The sequence below is a fragment of the Bradyrhizobium sp. BLXBL-01 genome (assembly GCF_051853025.1).
Classification (GTDB): domain Bacteria; phylum Pseudomonadota; class Alphaproteobacteria; order Rhizobiales; family Xanthobacteraceae; genus Bradyrhizobium.
In genome coordinates, this window is sequence record NZ_CP182471.1 from 5,806,631 (window position 1) to 5,826,884 (window position 20,254).

Consider the following 20,254-nt stretch of genomic DNA (forward strand, 5'->3'; position numbering starts at 1 on the left):
TTGTCCGATGAAGATGTCTCGCCTGGCCGCAACGGCCGCCGCCGTCCTGATGTCGCTCGGAGCCGTGCAGGCCCAGACCACGCTGCGCATCGGCCTTGCCGAAGATCCCGATATCCTCGATCCCACGATGGCGCGCACCTATGTCGGCCGGATCGTGTTCTCCGCCTTCTGCGACAAGCTGTTCGACATCGACGAGAAGCTCAACATCGTGCCGCAGCTCGCCCTGTCGAGCGAAACCGCCGATGACGGCAAGGCGCTGGTCATCAAGCTGCGGCCCGGCGTGAAATTCCACGACGGCGAGCCGCTCGATGCCGAGGCCGCAAAGTTCTCGCTGGAACGGCATCTGACGTTCCCCGGCTCGTTCCGGAAACCGGAGCTCGCCTCGGTCGATCACGTCGAGGTCGTCGATCCCCTCACGATCAAGCTGGTGCTGAAGTCGCCGTTCTCGCCGCTGCTCGCTCAGCTCACCGACCGCGCCGGGATGATGATGTCGCCGAAGGCGGCGAAGGAGGCCGGCGACAAGTTCGGCCTGCGCCCGGTCTGCGCCGGCCCCTACAAGTTCGTCGAGCGCGTGCAGCAGGACCGCATCGTGTTCGAGAAGTTCGCCGACTACTGGAACAAGGACAATGTCTTCATCGACAAGATCGTGTTCCAGCCGATCGTCGATGCCACGGTGCGGCTCGCAAACCTGAAATCCGGCGGCCTCGACCTGATCGAGCGCGTGCTCGCCACCGATCTGAAGGAGGTGCGCGCCGACTCGCGGCTGAAGGTCGCGACCGCCATCGAGCTCGGCTATCAGGGCATCACCCTCAACATCGGCAAAGACAAGGCCAAGGGCCCGCTCAGCCAATCCGCCAAGGTGCGGCAGGCGCTCGACCTCGCCATCGACCGCGATGCGATCAATCAGGTCGTGTTCAACGGCGAGTTCCAGGTCGGCAACCAATGGGTCAATCCCGATCATCCCTATTATCAGAAATCGCTTCCGGTCCGTCCCCGCAACGTCGACAAGGCCAAAGCGCTGCTGAAGGAGGCCGGCGTGACGCCGCCGGTCAGCGTCGACTTCCTGGTGCCCAAGGGCGCGGAAACCGAGACGCCCGCGCAGGTGATCCAATCGATGGCGGCGGAAGCCGGGTTCGACATGAAGATCCGAGTCACCGAGTTCGCGACCGGACTCAAGCAAGCGGAGGCCGGTGACTACCAGGCCTACATGCTCGCCTGGAGCGGCCGCGTCGACCCTGACGGCAACACCTTCGTGTTCCTGCACAATGGCGCGCCGCAGAACTATGGCGGGTGGAACAATCCGCAAGCCGACAAGGCGCTGGAGGACGCGCGGCTCGTCACCGATCCCGCCAAGCGCAAGGCGAGCTATGAAATCCTGGCCAAGCTGGTCCAGGACGAAGAGCCGCTGCTGTACCTCTATCACCGCCGCATCATCATCGCGCATACGACCAAGCTGGAAGGCTACAGGCAGATGCCCGACGGCCTCGTCCGGGTCATCGGACTCAAGCTGAAGTGATCGGCCTGACATTTAGTCCGTGTCCCGGATGCGGCGCAGCGCGGAAGCGCTGCTCCGCAGAGCCGGGACCCATGGCAACAACGAACCGTGGCAGCTGGGTCCCGGTTCAGCAGCGCAACATTGCATGTTGCGCTTCGCCCGGGACACGAGTGGGACCATGCTGAGCTTCCTCGCCCGCCGACTTGTGCAGATCGTGCCGACGCTGTTCTTCGTCTCGGTGCTAATCTTCTCGCTGCAGCAATTGCTGCCGGGCGATCCCGCGCTGGTGATGGCGGGGGAAGAGCGCGACCCGGCCGTGATCGAGCAGATCCGTCGCCAGTACCGGCTCGATCAGCCCGTCCCGGTGCAATACGCCTACTGGATCAAGGGCGTGCTCGCGGGCGATTTCGGCGAGTCGCTGCGCAACAAGATGCCGGTGCGCGAGCTGATCGCGCAGAAGCTGCCGGTGACGCTGCAGCTCGGCTCGATGGCAATCCTGATCGCGTTCCTGATCGGTATTCCCGCCGGCATCGTCGCCGCCGTCAAGAAAGGTTCGGCCTGGGACTACGGCGCCAACCTATTTGCGCTGTGGGGCATCTCGACGCCGAACTTCTGGCTCGGGATCATGCTGATCTTCCTGTTCTCGATCCAGCTTGGATGGCTGCCGGCTTCCGGCTACGTGCCGCTCAGCGAGAACTGGCGCGCGAGCCTCGCCGTCACCATCATGCCAGCCTTCGTGCTCGGCAATGCGATCGCCGCGATCCTCATGCGGCATACCCGCAGCGCCATGCTTCAGGTGCTGGAAAGCGACTACGTGCGCACCGCGCGCGCCAAAGGACTGTTGGAGCGCACGGTGATCCTCAAGCACGCCATGCGCAATGCGCTGACCCCCGTCATCACGCTCGGCGCACTCGAACTCGGCACGCTGCTCTCCGGCGCGGTCCTGACTGAGCAGATCTTCTCCATTCCCGGCTTCGGCAAGCTGATCGTGGATGCCGTATTCAACCGCGACTATGCCGTGGTGCAAGGCGTGGTCCTGGTGACGGCCACGGTCTACATCACGCTGAATCTCGTGGCCGACATCGCCTATATCCTCGTCAATCCGCGGCTTCGGGGCTGATTCATGACCGACGCCGCGCTGCCGAGCCCTGTCACGCGAGCCGACGAGCTGGATAGCCCGGCCCGCCGCGCGCGTCGGCGGCTGTTCAAGCGCAAGGCGGCGGTGTTTGGGCTCGTCGTGCTCACGATGTTCATCATCCTTGCCGTGCTCGCCCCGCTCATCGTGCCCTATGATCCCATCGCGACGAGCTGGAGCCTGGTGCGCAAACCGCCGACCTTGGCACACTGGTTCGGCACCGACGAGCTCGGCCGCGACATCCTGAGCCGCATCGTCTACGGCGCGCGCGCCTCCCTGCTCGCGGGTCTGATCTCGGTCGCGATCGCGCTCGGCATCGGCGTGCCGCTCGGCCTGCTCGCCGGCTATCGCGGCGGCTTCACCGACGCACTGATCAGCCGCATCACCGATGCGATGCTGGCCTGCCCGTTCCTGATCCTGGCGATCGCGCTCGCCGCGTTCCTTGGCCCGAGCCTCGGCAACGCCATGATCGCGATCGGCATCTCGGCGACGCCGATCTTCATCCGCCTGACCCGCGGCCAGGTGCTCGTCGTCAAGGCCGAAGACTATGTCGAGGCCGCGCGCGCGCTCGGCAATCCGCCGTGGCGGATCGCGTTCTCGCACATCCTGCCGAACATCCTGCCGGCGCTGCTGGTGCAGGCGACGCTCTCGATCGCAGCGGCCATCATCGCCGAGGCCGCCCTCTCCTTCCTCGGTCTTGGCCAGCAGCCGCCGGCGCCGTCCTGGGGCAGCATGCTCAACGCCGCGCAGCGCTTCCTGACCCAGGCGCCCTGGATGGCGATCTGGCCGGGTCTTGCGATCTTCCTCGTCGTGCTGTCGCTGAACCTGCTCGGCGACGGCCTGCGCGACGCGCTGGACCCAAGGCAGCGTTGATTATTTCTCATGGTGACGAGCGCGTTATTACGTGCGTCTCGAACCATGATGGCCCCGCTGCAACCCGCGGCCATCCTTCGAGACGCGGCCTCACGGCCGCTCCTCAGCATGAGGACCTCAGATCACCACCTCCCGCAGCACGCGGCGGCAATCCATCTCGAATTCCAGATCGACCACCGGCGGACGGGCGAAATGCCAGGTCAGGCCGGAGCGGAGCGCGCCGCGGCGGACCAGCTCGTCCACCAGCGCGTGGTGAAAATCGTGCACGGAATAGGCCTGCACGCCGGTCGTATCCTTCCAGCCGAAGCCGAAGGCCGCCATCCGGTTTTCCATCTGCGATGTGGTGGTGAAGCGCACCTTCTCGCGCAACCCCTCCGGGCTGAGGTCGCGGTAGCGCACCGTGCGCTCGACATAGGTGCCGCTGCCCTCGCGCGCCTCGGCGCCGCCGGCGATGACGAAGCTCGGCAAGTTTGACCGCGTCGGACGCGTGAAGGAGAACGCATAGAACGACGGCTCGGACGGCGGATCGATCTCCGGACAGACATTGCTGCGCGCCACCGGGTTGGTGGTGCCGTCGAAGATGCCCCATTCCGACAGCGTCTTCACATAGTGCAGGTTGAACGCGCGAAAACCTTCCTCGCTGAAGGCCGCCGGCGAGCGCAGCTCGCAGGCACAGAAAGCCGTCAGCGGACGCCCCGCCTGCTGGATGAATTTTGCAGCCAGCGCAAATCCTTCCGCGAGCGGCACCAGGCGGTCGAACCGGACCCGCTCGATCTCATAGCCCGCATCCGCGGCGGCACCTGCGGAATATTGGAATACGGATGGAATGAAACGGTAGTTGCCGGCCGAGAATTCGCGCGTCATGACGGACTCCTATTCCAGTTGCATGCGGGTGCCCTTGGCGCCGTTGAGCAGGCGCTTGAGGTGAAACCCGGCCAAGGGATCGTCGGCGTGCATGCCGACCAGCGCGGCAAAGGCCGGCATGGCGGCGGCATCGCCGGCCTCCATCTTGGCAAAGGCTTCGGCATATTGCGCCGTCGCCGGCGCTTCGAATTTCGCCTGCAGCAGCGGTTCGAAGGCGCGCAGCGGCTCGCTGCGTCCGCGCAGCATCAGGTCGCCCACGGGACGGCCACGAAAATTTTCGGCCCCCTTTGCCACGCTGGCACTGACGCAAATGCGCGTTCCCAGATGCTTGTTCGCTGTCTCCAGCCGGGCCGCCGTATTGACGGTGTCGCCATAGGCCGTGTAGTCGAAGAAGCGGTTGCCGCCGAAATTGCCGACCAGCGCCGGGCCGGCATGGGCACCGATGCGGGTGGCTCCGAAATTCACACCTCTTGCCTTCCAGCTCGCCGAGAAGTCCTCTGCCCAGGCGTCGAGAGCATGGGCACAGGCGACCGCACGCGTTGCATAGTCCGGCTGGTCGCCGGGGGCGTTGAACAGCACCTGGATCGCATCGCCGATGATCTTGGCGACCGTCCCCTCATGGGCAAACACGATCTCGGTCATGCCGCCGACATATTCGTTGAGGAGCTCGCCCAGCGTCTGCGGAGGCGCGGTCTCGACCAGCGAGGTGAAGCCGGTGATATCGGTGAAGAGGGTGGCGACATCGCGCCACTGCACCTCCATGCCGTCGCCATCGACGTCGCCGGCCAGCCGCCTTGCGATCTCCGGCGAGAAGAAGCGCGACAGCGAGGCATGGGCGCGCTCGGCTTCCATCTGGCGCCGCCGCACCTCGCGCAGCATCTCCACATGGCGGATGGTCTTCTCGATCGTAGCTTCGAGGTCGGCGAAGTCGATCGGCTTGGTCAGGAAGTCGAACGCACCGCGGTTCATGGCGGTGCGGATGTTGCTCATGTCGCCGTAGGCCGAGACGATGATGGTCGACTTCTTCTCCTCGGCCTCCTGGAGCTTTGCCAGCAGCGACAGACCGTCCATCCGTGGCATGTTGATGTCGGAAACCACCATGTCGACATGCGGATTCTGCTCCAGCGATTCCAGCGCCTCCAGGCCGTCGCGCGCGAAGATGAGCGCGAGCTGCCCATCGCGGATTTGCCTGCGGAATTTCTGCAGGATCAACGCCTCGAGGTCCGGCTCGTCGTCGACGAAGAGGATGGTCGCAGTCATGCGGCTTGCTCGAGCCTCGTATCGATCTCCTGGCGCAGCAGCGCAAAGTCGATCGGCTTGGTGAGGAGCCCGACGGCGCCACGCTCGATCGCCTTGCGGCGCGTCTCGGCATCGCCATAGGCCGTGATCATGATGACGGGAACGTCCGGATGCGCGGCACGCACTTTCGGCAGCATGTCGAGCCCGCTCATGCCGGGCATGTTGATGTCGGACAGGATCAGGATCAGCGAGGGATCACGAACTTCGGCAGCGCGCTCGAGCGCCTCGGGGGCCGAGAGCGCAAACTCCATCTGGAAGCGGCCGGCGCGCAGGTCGCGCCGGAACTGCTGCCGAAACAATGCCTCGACGTCGGGCTCGTCATCGACGACCAGGATGTAAACGTTCAAGACTTTCCTCCGGAAGTGTCGGCCGCTGCCATCGTCCGCGGCAGCGTGATGATGAATTCGGTGAATACACCTTGTGTGGTGTTCACGTCGATCGTGCCGCCGTGTTGTTTCACCACGATGTCGTGGCTCATTGAAAGGCCTAGGCCCGTGCCTTCGCCGGCCGGCTTGGTGGTGAAGAAAGGATTGAACATCTTCTCCTTCACCTCAGGCGGAATCCCCATGCCGTTGTCGCGGATCCGGATCTCGACCCTGTCGCCGAGATTCTTCGTTGCCGCGCGCAAGGTGGGCTCGAATGCCTCGCCGTCGCTCTCCTTGCGCTTGTTCGCGGCATAGAAGCCGTTCGAGATCAGGTTGAGAAAGACGCGCGTGATCTCCTGGGGATAGATGTCGATCATGCCGGCAGCCGAGTCGAAATCGCGCTGGAGCGTAACGTTGAAGGCAGGCCTTTCGGCGCGCGCACCGTGATAGGCGAGATTGAGACTCTCCTCCACCACCGCATTGATGTCGACGGCGCGATGTTCGCCGGAACCCTGACGCGAATGCAGCAGCATGTTCCTGACGATGGAATCGGCGCGCTTGCCGTGCTGCACCACCTTCTCGAGGTTTGCCCTGAGCATGCCGGTCAGCTCGTCAACCTCCTGCTTCGTCTTGCCGTCGAGCGCGGCGGATTGCAGGGTCTCGTTGAGCTCGTCGATCAGCTCGGTCGAGACCGCGGAGAAATTATTGACGAAATTAAGCGGGTTCTTGATCTCATGGGCTATGCCGGCGGTGAGCTGGCCGAGCGAGGCGAGCTTCTCGGTCTGAATCAGACGGTCCTGAGCGGCGCGCAGGTCCTCGAGTGAGCGCGACAGCTCATCCGTGCGGTCCCGCAATTCGTTGAGCAGGCGCGCATTTTCCATCGCGATCACAGCCTGCGCCGCAAAATTCGTCACCAACTCGATTTGCTTGCTGGAGAAGGCAACAGGCCGCTGACGGTAGATCAGAAGCGCGCCGATCAGGTCGCCGTCCTTGAGCATGGGAACACCAACCAGTGTCCGCGCCCCGGCGCGTAGCGCCAGAATTGGTCCGTCATATCCTTGAGGTGTTTCGAAGAAGTCCGGCTCCGTTCTCGTATCGACAACATGCACGGTTTCCCTGGTCCGAACGATGCGGCCGATGACGGTGTTCGGAGCGGGCCGTGTCGGCTTCTGGTAGATCTCGTCCTTCAGCTCGGCCGGAACACCGTGCATCGCGATGGCGCGGAACGTGTCTCCCTCCCGCAGATAAAGAGACCCGAACTCAGCCTGGCAGATGCGAGTGGCGTTCTCCAACATGATGCGAAATACCGGCCCCAATTGTCCGGGGGAAATGGAGATAACCTGGAGCACCTCGGAAGTTGCGGTCTGCTGTTGCAGCGATTCGCTCAATTCCGCCGTGCGCTGCTCGACCTTCCTTTCCAAGTCGGCATAGGATTCCTGCAGCCGCGCGCCCATCTCGTTGAACTGATCGGCGAGGCCTTCGAGCTCGTCGCCGGACTTGATCGAGATGCGTTGGGAGAAGTCGCCGCCGCCGATCCGCTCGGCGCCGCTGCGCAGCGCCTGGATCGGCCCGACCATGCGGCGCGCCAGGAATACCCCGGCGAGCACCGCGAAAATCGAGGCCGCGAGCAGCACGATGGCGAGCCGCTGCAACGAGGCGTAGAGCGAAGCATAGGCCTCCTCGACCGGAAGCTCCACGAACATGGTCCAGCCCAGCGGCGGGATCGGGGCTGAGGCTGTCAGGACCGTCTGTCCCTGGATGTTGTTCGCCTCTTGCAACGAGTCCGGCATGGTGCCGCCACCAGCTCGGGCACCCCTCACCTGGGCAAGGCCGGACATGTCGGTGTTGCGCAGCACGAGACTGATGTCGGGATGCGCGATCAGGCGGCCCTCCGGGCCGACCACGTAGGCATGGCCGTGCTCGCCGACCTTGATCTGGGACACGACGTCCCAGATCAGCTTGAGGTTGACCTCGGCGATGCTGACGCCGGCGTCCTTGCGCGCGCCCGCCAGCGCCAGTGTCATGTAAGGCTCGGACTCCCGGCGGAAATAGACAGGTCCGTAATAGACCTTGCGCGCGACCGCCTCGGTGAACTTCGGGTCGCTCGACAGGTCGATCCCGCTATCGAGCGCGTCCATCGCCAGCCGCGAGACCCGCAGCCGCTCCTTGCCGGTCGAATCCACCTGGGCCAGTTCGGTGACCGCAGGCACCTGGCGCAACAGGCGCAGCGCGTCGAACCGGCGCTGCTCGATCGAACCGCTCGACCAGGGCAGCTGCGTGGTCCAGCCGAGCTGACTCTCGATCTCCTTGACGAACTGGCCGATCTTGGCCGCAGCCGCCTCCGCCTGCTCGTGCTGGACCCGGATCAGCGAGGCCTTGTGCTCGCGATAATAGAAGTAGACCTCGAACAAGCCATTGGCGAGCAGCGCGATGGCGACGACGGCCACGAACAGCGCGACGTATTTGGCAAAGAGCCGGGTCCGGATTCCGCGGCCCGCCGTCTCACCGGAGCCGGCCTCGCCGCGGGCCGCGCTCGGCAGTGTCCCGGCTTGGCGGGTGTCGGGGTGAAGGGACAGGCTCATCCCGCGGAACCTAGCAAGAAGCCCGGACCTTGTCTCTCGCAAGCGCGGGAAAAGGGCTCACCCGGGGCGCAACGAAAAGGGCGGCAGCGGATGACCGCTGCCGCCCCTCGGGACTTGCCTTGCCAGCGGCCTCAGGTCGGCCGCAGCACCTTTGCATCGAGGTCGAGCTCGTTGACCTGCTTGTTCCGCTCGGAATCGGCCGCCGCGCGATGGTCGGTCGCCAGCACCACATAGACCGCCGGCAGCACGAACAGCGTGAACAGCGTGCCGATCGACATGCCGGCGACGACCACGAGGCCGATCGAGAAGCGGCTGGCCGCGCCCGCGCCCGTCGCGGTCAGCAGCGGGATCAGGCCGGTCACCATCGCCGCCGTGGTCATCAGGATCGGCCGCAGGCGGATGCGGGCCGACATCTCGATGGCCGAGCGGCGGTCGAGCCGCTCGTTGACCTGGAGCTCGTTGGCGAACTCCACCATCAGGATGCCGTGCTTGGTGATCAGTCCGACCAGGGTGAGCAGACCGACCTGGGTGTAGATGTTCATGGTCGCCGCGCCGAAGAACAGCGGGATCAGAGCACCGACGATCGCCATCGGCACCGAGATCATGATGACCAGCGGGTCGCGCAAGCTCTCGAACTGCGCTGCCAGCACCAGGAAGATGATGATCAGCGCGAAGCAGAAAGTGATCGCGAGCTGATTGCCCTCCTGAACATATTGCCTGCTATCGGCAAGATAGTCGTGGCTGAAGCCCTGCGGCAGCTTCTTGGCCTCGCCTTCGAGGAAGTCGACCGCAGCGCCGATGGTCACGCCGGGCATCGGCACGGCCGAGAACGTCGCCGAATTGAGCTGATTGTAGTGCGTCAGTGAATTCGGGTCGGTCTTGGTCCTGATCGAGACCACGGTCGACAGCGGAAGCTGCTGGCCGGTGTTCGTGGTCACGTAATAGCCGCCGAGGGCTTCCGGCGAGAGCCGATTGACGCGCGGCACCTGCGGAATGACCTGATATGAGCGACCCTCGAGATTGAAGCGGTTGATGTAGTTGCCGCCCAGCAGGACCGCGAGCGTAGAGCCGAGGTTCTGCATGTTGACGCCGAGGTCCTGCGCCTTGGTGCGGTCGATCGTGACCTCAACGTTCGGCTGGTTATAGGCCAGGTCGCTGTCGGAGACGATGAACATGCCGCTCTTGCGCGCGGCGTCCTTCAGTTTTTCCATCTGCTCATAGACCGCCTGGAATCCAGCGGTGGAGTTGATCACCATCTGCACCGGCAGGCCGCCAGGTCCGCCCGGCAGCGGCGGCAGGTTGAATGCGAATGCCTGCACGCCCTCGATCTTGGAGAGTTCGGCCTGCACCAGCGGCTTCAACTTGATTGACGAGCGTTTTCGCTCGTCCCAGGGTTTGAGCAACATGCCGGCGATGCCGCCTTGCGGGCCGTTGATGCCGTTCAGGACGAAGCGCAGATCGGTCTCCGGAAATTTTTCGAATTCCTTGTCGAGCTTGTCGCCGTAGAAATCGAGATAATCGATGTTGGCGTATTTCGGCGCCTTGGTCACCGCGAAGACGATGCCCTGATCCTCTTCCGGAGCCAGCTCCTTCGAGGTGTGCATGTAGAGGAAGCCGACGAGCCCGAGGATCGTGATCGCGAACAGGCCAGTGATGGCCTTGTAGTCCAGCGAGCGGTCGAGCTTCCGCCCATACCAGCGCGTCATCGCGCCGAACACGTTGTTGACGAGCTTGGCGAAGCGGCCCTCTTCGGTGTTCTTCAGCAGCACCGAGCACATCATGGGCGACAACGTCAGCGCGATCACGCCCGACACGATCACCGAGCCCGCCAGCGTGAAGGCGAATTCGCGGAACAGCGAACCGGTGAGGCCGCCAAGAAAACCGATCGGCGCGTAGACCGCCGCGAGCGTGATCGTCATCGAGATGACGGGGCCCACGATCTCGCGCGCGCCTTGCAGCGAGGCCTGGACCGGCGTCTTGCCCTCCTCCAGGTGGCGGTGGATGTTCTCCACTACCACGATGGCGTCGTCGACGACGAGGCCGATCGCCAGCACCATTGCGAGCAGGGTCAGGAGATTGAAGCTGAACCCCAGCGCCAGCATCAAGGTGCAGACGCCGATCATCGACAGAGGGATGGTGACGACGGGAATGATGACCGAACGCAGCGAGGCCAGGAACAGGAAGATCACCACGATCACGATGATCACGGCTTCGCCCAGCGTCTTCTCCACCTCCTCGATCGAGGACTGAATGAACTTTGTCGAGTCGTAGGCGACCTTCATCTTCATCGACGGCGGCAGGTTGCGTTCGAGCTCGGGGAACAGCGCGCGGACACCCTTGACCAGCGTCAGCGGATTGCCTTGCGGCGTCGCCTGAACGCCGATGAAGATCGCGTGCTCTCCGTTGAAGGCGACGCTGGCGTTCGTGCTCTGGGCGGCAAGCTCGACGGTGGCGATGTCCTCCATCCGCACGAAGCCGCCGTCCTTCGCCTTGACGATCATTCTCTTGAATTGATCGACGTTGGTCAGGTCCGTGTTCGTCGAGATATTCGAGACGATCAGATAGCCCTTGGTCTGGCCCGCCGCGGATTGGAAGTTGTTGGCGGCGATCGCCGTCGCAACGTCGGAAGCCGACACATTGCGGCCGGCCATCTTCACAGGATCGAGCCAGAGCCGCATGGCGAAGGTCTGGCCGCCGAGAATGTCAGCCGACGCGACGCCGTCGACGGTGGAAAGCACCGGCTGCACCACGCGCGTGAGGTAGTCCGATATCGCCGAACCCGACAGTTCCTCGGACGAGAAGCCGAGATACATCACGGCCGTGGTCTGGCCCGTGGTCTTGGTGACGATCGGGTCGTTGGATTCCTTCGGGATCAGGTACTTCACCGAATTGGTCTTCGCCAGCACCTCGGTGAGCGCCTGGTTCGGATCGAAATTCAGCTTGATGTAGACCTGGATCGTCGAGGTGCCGAGCACCGAGGACGAGGTGATGTAGTCGACGCCCTCGGCGGAGGCGACCGCCTGCTCGATCGGCGTCGTGATGAAGCCCTGGATCAGATCTGCGGACGCGCCGGGATAGACGGTCGTGATGTTGATGACCGTGTTCGACAGCTTCGGATATTGCCGGATCGGCAGCACCATCGCCGCGCGCAGGCCGATCAGCAGGATCAGCAGGCTGACGACAACCGACAGAACCGGTCGTTTGATGAAAATATCGGTAAAGGCCATCGCGGGCGATCTCGATTTCTTTTTTTCAAGATGCGTGATCCGGCCGGGCCGGATCACGCGAGGATGTTGTCAGTAGCGCGGCGGCTGCGCCGGGATCGGGGGGGCCGGATCAGTCGAGATCGACACCGGCGCGCCCGATTGCAGCTTGAGCTGGCCGACGGCGACGACCTTGTCGCCTGCCTTCAGGCCCTTGACGATTTCGGTCCGACCCTCGACCCGGTTGCCGGTCTGCACGAAGGTGCGCACCGCCGACAGGCTGGTCTTGCCGTCCTCTTCCTTCTTTTCGGTGATCACGAACACCGAGTCGCCGTACAGCGTGTAATCGACCGCCGTTTCAGGCACCGTGATCACGGCCGGCTTTTCCGGCAAAACCACCGTCGTGGTCACGAACATGCCGGGCTTCAGGATCTTCTCCGGATTGGCGATCGTCGCCTGCACCCGGATGTTACGGGTATCTGTGGCGATCTGCGGCTCGATCGTGGTGATCTTGCCCTGGAAGGTGCGGCCGGGATAGGCGTCGACCTTCAGGCGGACGGTCTGGCCGACCTTGAGGCTGCCGGAATCCTTTTCCGTCACCGTGAAGTTGGCCCACAGCTCCGACAGATCGGTCAGCGACACGATCGCGGTGCCGGCGGTGAGATACTGACCGACCTCGACCTTGCGCATGCCGAGATCGCCGGCGAACGGCGCGCGCACCAGCTTCTGCGAGATCAACGCTTCGGTCTTGGCGATGCCCGCCTGCGCCTGGTCGTAGGCCGCCTGCGCGGTATCGACGGTCGCCTGCGGACCGAACTGGCGCGAGGCCAGCTGCTTGGCGCGATCAAGCGACAGCTGCGCGACGGTCGCCTGCGCCTTGTAATTGGCGAGATCGCCCTGCTCCGGCGCGTCGAACAGCTGCACCAGCGGCGTGCCGGCCTCGACACGCGTGCCCGGCTCGAACTTGATCTCGATGACGCGCCCGTTGACGTCGGCGCTGACGTCGACCTGGTGCACGGCGACGAGGCTGCCGACCGCGGTGAGCAGGTTCGGCACCACCTCGGACTTCGCCTCGGCCGCGCTGACCGGGGTCGGCGGCGGCTTGTTGTTGGCGAAGAACTGCTTGATCATCTGGCCGCGGAAGGAATTGAACCAGACGAGCCCACCGACGAGCACGGCCAGAAGCGTGCCGACGATGATGAACCAGCGTACCGGCCGGACCGGACGCTTGGGAGCCTTGTTGTCGATCGGTTGCCCCGAAATCTTGTTTTCGGCCACGATGTTCATGTCATGCACTTTCTGCAATCGCCGCCTGGTTCGCATCCGCGGCCTGATTGCGGCCCAGATGCGAAGCAATTGCGGCGTCGTTAAGTCCGATACCCCTCAGGAGAAACTCACAGAGCTGCCGCTCCAGGTCGGTGGCCCTGCCGTAAGCAAGACAGGGCGTGGCCGGCAGCCTGGTCAGCGCCGCGGTCATCACAGCATGATGCGCAAACCAGAACAGGTTGAGCGGATCGCCAGCGCAGGGCCGCGCGTCACCGCTCGCAACCGCACGCTCGAGCGAGGCGACGAAGACAGCGCCTATCAGCGTCTCGATCTTGGCATAGAGCAAGCGGGCGAATTCGCCATCATCCAAATGGCTCGTGGCCATCAGCCGCAGGCGCTGGGCCTCTTCCTGATCGGGACCGTCGGCGATCTGAAGGAAGTGTTCGACCATCCCGCGGATCACTTCGACCAGCGTGGCGGTCGAGGGCTCCCGTTCGAGCAGCTCCATCAGAGCGGGATCGGCCTCGCATTCGTCGCTGAGGATCTCGGCATAGAGCGCCGCCTTGGACGGGAAATGCTTGAACAGCAGCGCCTCGGAAATCGCAGCCGCGGCCGCCACGCTCTTCGTCGTGGTGCCGGTGTAGCCGTGTCGGGCAAAGCAGCGCTTTGCGGCGCCGAGGATCAATTGACGCCTCAGGTCGCTGGTCATACGCAATGAGCTCATGCTGGGTGAGTAAGCACTCACCCACGCAGGAGTCAAGCACTATGTTGCATCGCAACCTGTGTGCGACGTAGAATTGATGGAAATTGATCAAGCCTGCACGGCCCGCGTGCAGGAGTTCGGCAAGGGATGGGCAGACCGCCTAGATCGGCCGGAAGCCGAGGTCAGCGCGGATCCGGTTGACGATGTAGGTCCCGTCCCGGGTCGGCAGAATCCGCTCCAGATTGGCGCTGTCGATCTTCACGTTGGCAAATCGCGGCCCGGCAGAGACGTCGTGGACGGCTTTGGCGAAGGCTTCGACTTCGGCCATGGTCGTGACAGCCCGGCTGTCGTTAATGCCGCAAGCCCTGGCGATGCCGACGAGGTCGGCGGCCGCGGAGGTGTGGCTGGTCTGGCCGCCGGTCTCGCCATAGGCCTCGTTGTCGAGCACTGCGATCGAGAGGTTGGCCGGCTTCTGCAGGCCGATTGTGGCGAGGCTGCCCATGCCCATCAGCATCTCGCCGTCGCCGGTGATGACCAGCACGGGCAGCTTCGGCTGCGCCAGCGCCAGACCCAGCCCGATCATCGCGGCGCCGCCCATGCCGCCCCAGAGGTAAAAGTTGCGGGCATGGTCGCCGGCGGCGCACATGTCGTTGGTTGAGGCCCCGAGACCGCCGATCGCGACGACGTCCTTGCGGTTCGCCAGCAGCGTGGAGACGACCTGGCGACGGTCGAGGAGATTGGCCTTGCTCATTTGGTGAAGACCTTGGCGCCGATCAGGCGCTGCGACAGAAGGACGGCAGTAGGGGTCAGCGCGTTGTAGGCCTGGGCTGCGGCGGCTTCCAGCACCGCCGGCACCTCGGCTGCGTGCGAGGCGCGCAGCACCTTGACGCCGGAGAGTTCGAACACGCCTTGCGTGGTCGAGCCCATCGGCACCTGCCATGGATTGAACTCGCCCCACTCGCCGCGCATGGTCACGAGCGTCAGGAACGGGAAGCGCAGGATCGGGATCAGCGACAGCATGTTGATGCAATTGCCGACGCCGCTCGACTGCATCAGCAAGACGCCGCGCTGTCCACCCGCCCAGGCGCCGGCGAGCAGCGCCACGCCCTCCTCCTCCGTCGTCAGCGCAATGCCGCGCATGGTGGAGGAGTCCAGCACGCGCTGGATCAGCATGGAATGACCGGCGTCAGGCACGTAAGGCACCTGCCGGACGTCGAAGCGCTGCAAGGTCGCGAAAATATCGTCGGGCCAGTTCGGCACCGTGTCGGCAGCGTCAGCGCGTGCGTGCATTTTCCTGTCCGGTCGGCTAGCAAGGTGCAAAGACTGTAGACGCATGCACGCGTCGACCAGAACAACAAAAACGGCATATCGGCCTTAACCGGCGAGTATAACGGGATGAACGCAGATGCGAAGACGCTGGCGGCAAGCTTCGACCTCGAGAAGCTGACGCCGGAGTTCTACGACAACCCCTACCCGACCTATCGTGCACTGCGGGAGAACGAGCCGGTCAAGCGCCTGCGCAGCGGCACCGTGTTCCTGACCCGCTACGACGATCTTGTCACCACCTACAAGAACACGAAATCGTTCAGCTCGGACAAGAAGCGCGAGTTCGCACCGAAATACGGCGACACGCCGCTCTACGAGCACCACACCACCAGCCTCGTCTTCAACGACCCGCCCGCCCACACCCGCGTGCGCCGCCTGATCATGGGCGCACTGTCGCCGCGCGCGATCGCGAGCATGGAGGGGGACCTCGTCAAGCTCGTCGACGGCCTGCTCGATGCCATCGCCGCCAAGGGCGCTTGCGAATTGATCGAGGACTTTGCCGCTTCGATTCCGATCGAGGTGATCGGCAATCTGCTCGACGTGCCTCACGAGGAGCGCGGACCACTGCGCGACTGGTCGCTGGCGATCCTGGGCGCGCTCGAACCGGTGGTGTCGACGGAGGCTGCGACGCGCGGCAACAAGGCGGTGGCGGACTTCCTCGCTTACCTGCAGACGCTGGTCGCGCGCCGGCGCGCCAAGCCCGGCAATCCCGAGCGCGACGTGCTGACGCGTCTCATTCAGGGCGAGGAGAACGGCGAGCGGCTGACCGAGAAGGAGCTGCTGCACAATTGCATCTTCCTGCTCAATGCCGGCCACGAGACCACGACCAACCTGATCGGCAACGGCCTCGTGGCGCTCGACCGGCATCCCGACCAGAAGCAGCGGCTGATCGAGAACCCGGACATGAAGACCGCGGTCGAGGAGATGCTGCGCTACGAGAGCTCCAACCAGCTCGGCAATCGCATGACGACCGAGAGGGTCGAGCTCGGTGGCGTCATGCTCGAAGCCGGCACGTCGGTGACGCTGTGCATCGGCGCGGCGAACCGCGACCCTGCGCAGTTTCCCGACCCTGAGCGTTTCGACATCGCGCGCACGCCGAACCGGCACCTCGCCTTCGCCACCGGCGCGCATCAATGCGCCGGCATGGCGCTGGCGCGGCTGGAAGGGGCGATTGCGATCTCGCGCTTCCTGGCGCGCTTCCCGAACTATGCCGTGAGCGGCCAGCCGGTGCGCGGCGGACGGGTGCGGTTCCGCGGCTTCCTGAGCGTGCCTTGCGCGCTTCGCTGACGGGCTCGACAACAAAAACTGCGAAAACAACCCCATGCACCGTAGAGCCTGGGTCGCCGAACGGCGCCCTGTGGCCCGGCAGAACCACCTGACATTTCGGGACTATCAGGCCACGCCGCGCCATCGGCGCACCAAGGCTTCCGAGCTGGCAAACCGATACCCACATTCATTTGGGCGCGACCGGCGATGCCGTCGCTTGACGTCCGCAGCAATGGAGTGACGGCAGATGAGCGCGTCGGTCATTGATTTCGTTGCGACGGAAGCACGCTTTGGCGCCCACAATTACGAGCCGATCGGGGTCGTCCTTGCGCGCGGCGAAGGTGTCTGGGTCTGGGATACCGAAGGCAACCGGTACCTCGATTGCCTGTCCGCCTATTCGGCGGTCAGCCAGGGCCACTGCCACCCCAAGATCCTGGCCGCGATGGTCGAACAGGCGCACAGGCTGACGCTCACCTCGCGCGCCTTCCACAACGACCAGCTCGCCTTGTTCTATGAGGAGGTCGCGGCGCTCACCGGCTCCCACAAGGTGCTGCCGATGAACAGCGGCGCGGAGGCCGTCGAAAGCGCGATCAAGTCGGTCCGCAAATGGGGCTACGAGGTGAAGGGCGTGCCGGACGGCCAGGCCGAGATCATCGTCTGCGCCAACAATTTCCACGGACGCACGCTGGGCATCGTCGGCTTTTCGACCGATCCCGAGACACGCGCCCATTTCGGGCCGTTCGCGCCGGGCTTCAAGATCATCCCGTTCGGCGACGCCGCAGCGCTGCGGGACGCAATCACGCCGAACACCGTCGCCTTTCTGGTCGAGCCGATCCAGGGCGAAGCCGGTGTCATCATTCCCCCGCCCGGCTATTTCACTGAGGTCCGGGAGCTCTGCACCGCCAACAACGTGATGCTGGTGCTCGACGAGATCCAGACCGGGCTCGGCCGCACCGGCAAGCTGCTCGCCGAACAGCACGAGGGTATAGAAGCAGACGTGACGCTGCTCGGCAAAGCCCTGTCCGGCGGCTTCTATCCGGTCTCGGCCGTGCTCTCGAACAACGAAGTGCTCGGGACATTGAGGCCCGGGCAGCACGGCTCGACCTTCGGAGGCAACCCACTTGCCTGCGCGGTGGCACGCGCGGCGATGCGCGTGCTGGTCGAGGAAGGCATGATCGATAACGCGGCGAGGCAAGGCGCGCGCTTTCTGAACGGCTTGAAGGACATCCGTGCCAATACGATCCGCGAGATACGCGGGCGCGGCTTGATGCTGGCGGTCGAGCTTCATCCCGAGGCCGGGCGGGCACGCCGCTACTGCGAGGCGCTCCAGGCCAAGGGCATTCTGGCCAAGGATACCCATGAGCATACGATCCGCATCGCCCCGCCGCTGGTGATCACAAGCGACCAGGTCGACTGGGCGCTGGAGCGGCTCGCCACCACCCTGACGCAGGATCTCTCCTGAATTTCAAGAAGGTCTGGCGGGTCGGCGAGGTATCCACGCTTGCTCACACGGCATAACGCCGGTAGAGCACGACGATGACAGCGAGCACCGTCCCGGCATAAACGACCTGCGCTGCGCGATCCAAAACAACTGCGACGCGCTTTCGGCCGGCGTCCCGAAGTTTTTCATGCCTGTAGCCCGCAAATACCGTCATGAGGCATAGTACAAAGAAGATGTAGAACATCTCTTCGACCACCACCGTGTATCCGACATCGCCGATCTGACTGTTCACCGCTACGAGCAGCACCGCGCTCGCCAGGATCGAGGTTACTGGGATCGTCACGCGTTCACGAAACATGGTTTCGGGAAAGAACAGCGTCGTGAATACGACGAGCACGAGCAGAAACAGCGGCAGCAGGTTCTTCAGCATGTAGATGGCGGAGCTGCGGCGCAGCATGATGACCGCATCGAAGCCCGCAAATTCCGTACTTGCTTCGGCGCCAAACAAGGACGCCTTTCCGAGCGTCGAGCCACTGGACAGGGATTCGACGAAATAGTTCAGTCCGAGAAATCGCCAGAGCTGAAGTCCGGAATAGGCCCCGTCCTCGGCCCGCGAGCTTCCGTCGTCGGCGAGGCGCAAGCCGAACCGATCGATGACATAGGTGATGAGTTCCCGCCGCTGTTCCGTATTCTGGAAATGCAGACGCAACTGCTGCGTGTCGAACGGATAATCATGGAGATCGAAACGGGCCTTGAAATCGCCGCTGACGCGATAGAGCCGATAGCTCAGGCCATCTTCCTTTCCAGCCTGCATCGGCCGAGCCGGATCGAACGCCCCACGATCCAGCAAGGCCGGGAATTCGACGTGCGTCTCCGCCGCATCGTCGCCAGCGAACCGCATCCAGAGATAGAAGTCGACGTTGAACGAATTTTGCTTCACGTCAATCCGGCCGACGCGAATGATGTCGATGCCGGTATAAACAACGCGCTGAATCCAGTAGCGCCGATCCTCGAACGCGATGATATGGCCCGCCTCCTGTTCTGCAGCGAGATCGATTCCACTAGGCTCGATCCGCACGAGTTGCAGCGGCGCCGTGACGAACCGACCGTAGCGGAAGAAGCCCATTCGGATCGGGCGCGGAATGTCGCGGTTCGCATTGAAATAGAGTCGCCCGGTCAGCCCGACGACCGCCGATTTCGGACTGTCGATTGCGGCCAGTGCGACGCGCACGCGGTCGCGATCTGCAGCCTTGCTGTCGGATTGTTTCTGAATCCCCTGACTCATAAACCGGCGATGTACGGCAGCTCGTCTCAGCGCATCGATCATCAGACGCGCGGCGTCATACGAGCCGCCGCCAACCCAGCTTGGGGAGGTTCCCGCTTTCGCTTTGTAGTCGGCAGCAAAAACCTGCGCCGCCTCGCCGGCGCTATCGAAAATCAGCGACGATGCGGCATACAGATTCTCACTAAAGAAACCCGGACGCGCTTTTTCCTCGGGCTCGTCGACGAAATTCTTCAAATAGCTTTCGCGACCCGCCCCCTGGGTTGTGATGATCGTGCCCTTGATGCCGCGGCGGCGCAGCCCCTTGACGATGGCTGCGATATAATCGGCTGCCGCGCCAACGACGATGATGCCAGGGCCAGGTTCCTGCGCGGCGGCGTCCAGCGCCTCGTCCATCGATCCAATCCGACTCGGGGCGACGTCCAGTCCGAATGCGCGCAACTGCTCCGACGGATAGGTAGCCGCAAATCCGCGCGCAAAGCTCTTGCCATAGGAATCGAGCGTGTGAACAAGGCGGACTTTTGGCTCCTTCATCACGGCGCGCAGATGTTCCGCGATCGAGCGCGCCTGCGCGGAGACCGGTGACAGCGCACGAAAGTAGTATTCATGACCGGATGTCAGCTCGTCGGCAGCCGCGCCTCCCGTGAGTGCCGGGATCCGCGCGTCCTTATATACCGGCGCCGCCGCGAGCGATGCGGAGCTGAGATAGTGCCCGAGCACAGCGACGCATGGGCTGTTGGCGATCGCCTGCGCATTCGCGCGCGCCACGGCTGGATCGCTTGCGTCGTCGAACAGAACGAGTTCAATCGGCCGCCCGTTGACGCCACCCTTGCCGTTCACCTCGTCGATTGCAAGCTGCGTCGCGACCAGGCTTTCCGTCCCGGCCGGAGCGGACGGGCCAGAGAGCGAATTGGCGAATGCGATACGAATAGGCTCCGGACGGGTCCAGAGGATGGCGGCCCAGGCGACGGCGAGCACCAAGGCGACGCTCGCAACAACGGCAAGCCACATTATAAGCCGCTGCTTCATCGTCGATCCTTGCATCGATCGGCATAAGCCGAGATTCTCAAGATCGAGGCCTCAGTCATGTCAAGATTGCCGCCGCTGAGAGCGTTTTTCAAGCCGCCCCATCGCCTCCCAGCCGGCTGAGGATG

General features: G+C 64.0%; 15 protein-coding genes. 5 read left to right on the top strand and 10 right to left on the bottom strand.

What is annotated here, in order from left to right; translation table 11 throughout:
* The first annotated feature begins 7 nt into the window (after window positions 1–7).
* The 3 genes from ACNJYA_RS26980 (at window position 8) to ACNJYA_RS26990 (ending at window position 3,503) form a co-directional block, all read left to right on the top strand.
* Complete coding sequence (locus tag ACNJYA_RS26980) at window positions 8–1,516, top strand: ABC transporter substrate-binding protein (protein ID WP_439401001.1); 1,509 nt, start codon at window positions 8–10, stop codon at window positions 1,514–1,516.
* Between the two features lie 157 nt (window positions 1,517–1,673).
* Window positions 1,674–2,615 carry an ABC transporter permease gene (locus tag ACNJYA_RS26985; protein WP_260382784.1) on the top strand — a complete coding sequence of 314 codons (942 nt, stop codon included), beginning with the start codon at window positions 1,674–1,676 and terminating at the stop codon, window positions 2,613–2,615.
* A gap of 3 nt (window positions 2,616–2,618) precedes the next feature.
* Window positions 2,619–3,503, top strand: a complete 885-nt coding sequence (locus tag ACNJYA_RS26990) for an ABC transporter permease (protein ID WP_212254829.1) — start codon at window positions 2,619–2,621, stop codon at window positions 3,501–3,503.
* A 117-nt stretch (window positions 3,504–3,620) separates the two neighbouring features.
* On the opposite strand, the gene cnbZ is transcribed toward ACNJYA_RS26990, so the two are convergent.
* The 9 genes from cnbZ to ACNJYA_RS27035 form a co-directional block, all read right to left on the bottom strand.
* Window positions 3,621–4,367 carry a 2-amino-5-chloromuconate deaminase CnbZ gene (gene cnbZ / locus ACNJYA_RS26995; RefSeq protein WP_212254828.1) on the bottom strand — a complete coding sequence of 249 codons (747 nt, stop codon included), beginning with the start codon at window positions 4,365–4,367 and terminating at the stop codon, window positions 3,621–3,623.
* A gap of 9 nt (window positions 4,368–4,376) precedes the next feature.
* Window positions 4,377–5,627 (bottom strand): adenylate/guanylate cyclase domain-containing protein, encoded by a 1,251-nt coding sequence (locus tag ACNJYA_RS27000; RefSeq protein ID WP_172784008.1) that lies wholly within the window; start codon window positions 5,625–5,627, stop codon window positions 4,377–4,379.
* Window positions 5,624–6,013 (bottom strand): response regulator, encoded by a 390-nt coding sequence (locus tag ACNJYA_RS27005; protein WP_025034870.1) that lies wholly within the window; start codon window positions 6,011–6,013, stop codon window positions 5,624–5,626. Before ACNJYA_RS27005 ends, ACNJYA_RS27000 begins: the two co-directional genes overlap by 4 nt.
* The gene (locus ACNJYA_RS27010; RefSeq protein ID WP_212254827.1) at window positions 6,010–8,613 is read right to left on the bottom strand and encodes an ATP-binding protein; all 2,604 of its coding nucleotides are present in this window, start codon (window positions 8,611–8,613) and stop codon (window positions 6,010–6,012) included. Before ACNJYA_RS27010 ends, ACNJYA_RS27005 begins: the two co-directional genes overlap by 4 nt.
* Window positions 8,614–8,744: 131 nt before the next feature.
* The gene (locus tag ACNJYA_RS27015; RefSeq protein ID WP_172784006.1) at window positions 8,745–11,840 is read right to left on the bottom strand and encodes a MexW/MexI family multidrug efflux RND transporter permease subunit; all 3,096 of its coding nucleotides are present in this window, start codon (window positions 11,838–11,840) and stop codon (window positions 8,745–8,747) included.
* A 69-nt stretch (window positions 11,841–11,909) separates the two neighbouring features.
* Complete coding sequence (locus tag ACNJYA_RS27020; RefSeq protein WP_439401002.1) at window positions 11,910–13,103, bottom strand: efflux RND transporter periplasmic adaptor subunit; 1,194 nt, start codon at window positions 13,101–13,103, stop codon at window positions 11,910–11,912.
* A 1-nt stretch (window position 13,104) separates the two neighbouring features.
* On the bottom strand, window positions 13,105–13,806 hold the full coding sequence (locus tag ACNJYA_RS27025; protein WP_172784004.1) for a TetR/AcrR family transcriptional regulator: 702 nt from the start codon (window positions 13,804–13,806) through the stop codon (window positions 13,105–13,107).
* Between the two features lie 139 nt (window positions 13,807–13,945).
* Window positions 13,946–14,536 (bottom strand): thiamine pyrophosphate-dependent enzyme, encoded by a 591-nt coding sequence (locus ACNJYA_RS27030; RefSeq protein WP_439401003.1) that lies wholly within the window; start codon window positions 14,534–14,536, stop codon window positions 13,946–13,948.
* On the bottom strand, window positions 14,533–15,075 hold the full coding sequence (locus tag ACNJYA_RS27035; protein ID WP_439401004.1) for a phosphonopyruvate decarboxylase: 543 nt from the start codon (window positions 15,073–15,075) through the stop codon (window positions 14,533–14,535). Before ACNJYA_RS27035 ends, ACNJYA_RS27030 begins: the two co-directional genes overlap by 4 nt.
* Before the next feature lie 105 nt (window positions 15,076–15,180).
* Here ACNJYA_RS27035 and ACNJYA_RS27040 point away from each other — a divergent pair, with 105 nt between their 5' ends.
* Entirely contained in the window at window positions 15,181–16,398 is a 1,218-nt protein-coding gene (locus ACNJYA_RS27040) for a cytochrome P450 (protein WP_439401005.1), read from the top strand.
* Between the two features lie 226 nt (window positions 16,399–16,624).
* Entirely contained in the window at window positions 16,625–17,839 is a 1,215-nt protein-coding gene (rocD, locus tag ACNJYA_RS27045) for an ornithine--oxo-acid transaminase (RefSeq protein WP_439401006.1), read from the top strand.
* A gap of 43 nt (window positions 17,840–17,882) precedes the next feature.
* Here the strand turns inward: rocD and ACNJYA_RS27050 are convergent, their stop codons facing one another.
* Entirely contained in the window at window positions 17,883–20,129 is a 2,247-nt protein-coding gene (locus ACNJYA_RS27050; protein ID WP_439401007.1) for an ABC transporter substrate-binding protein, read from the bottom strand.
* Window positions 20,130–20,254 lie beyond the last annotated feature (125 nt).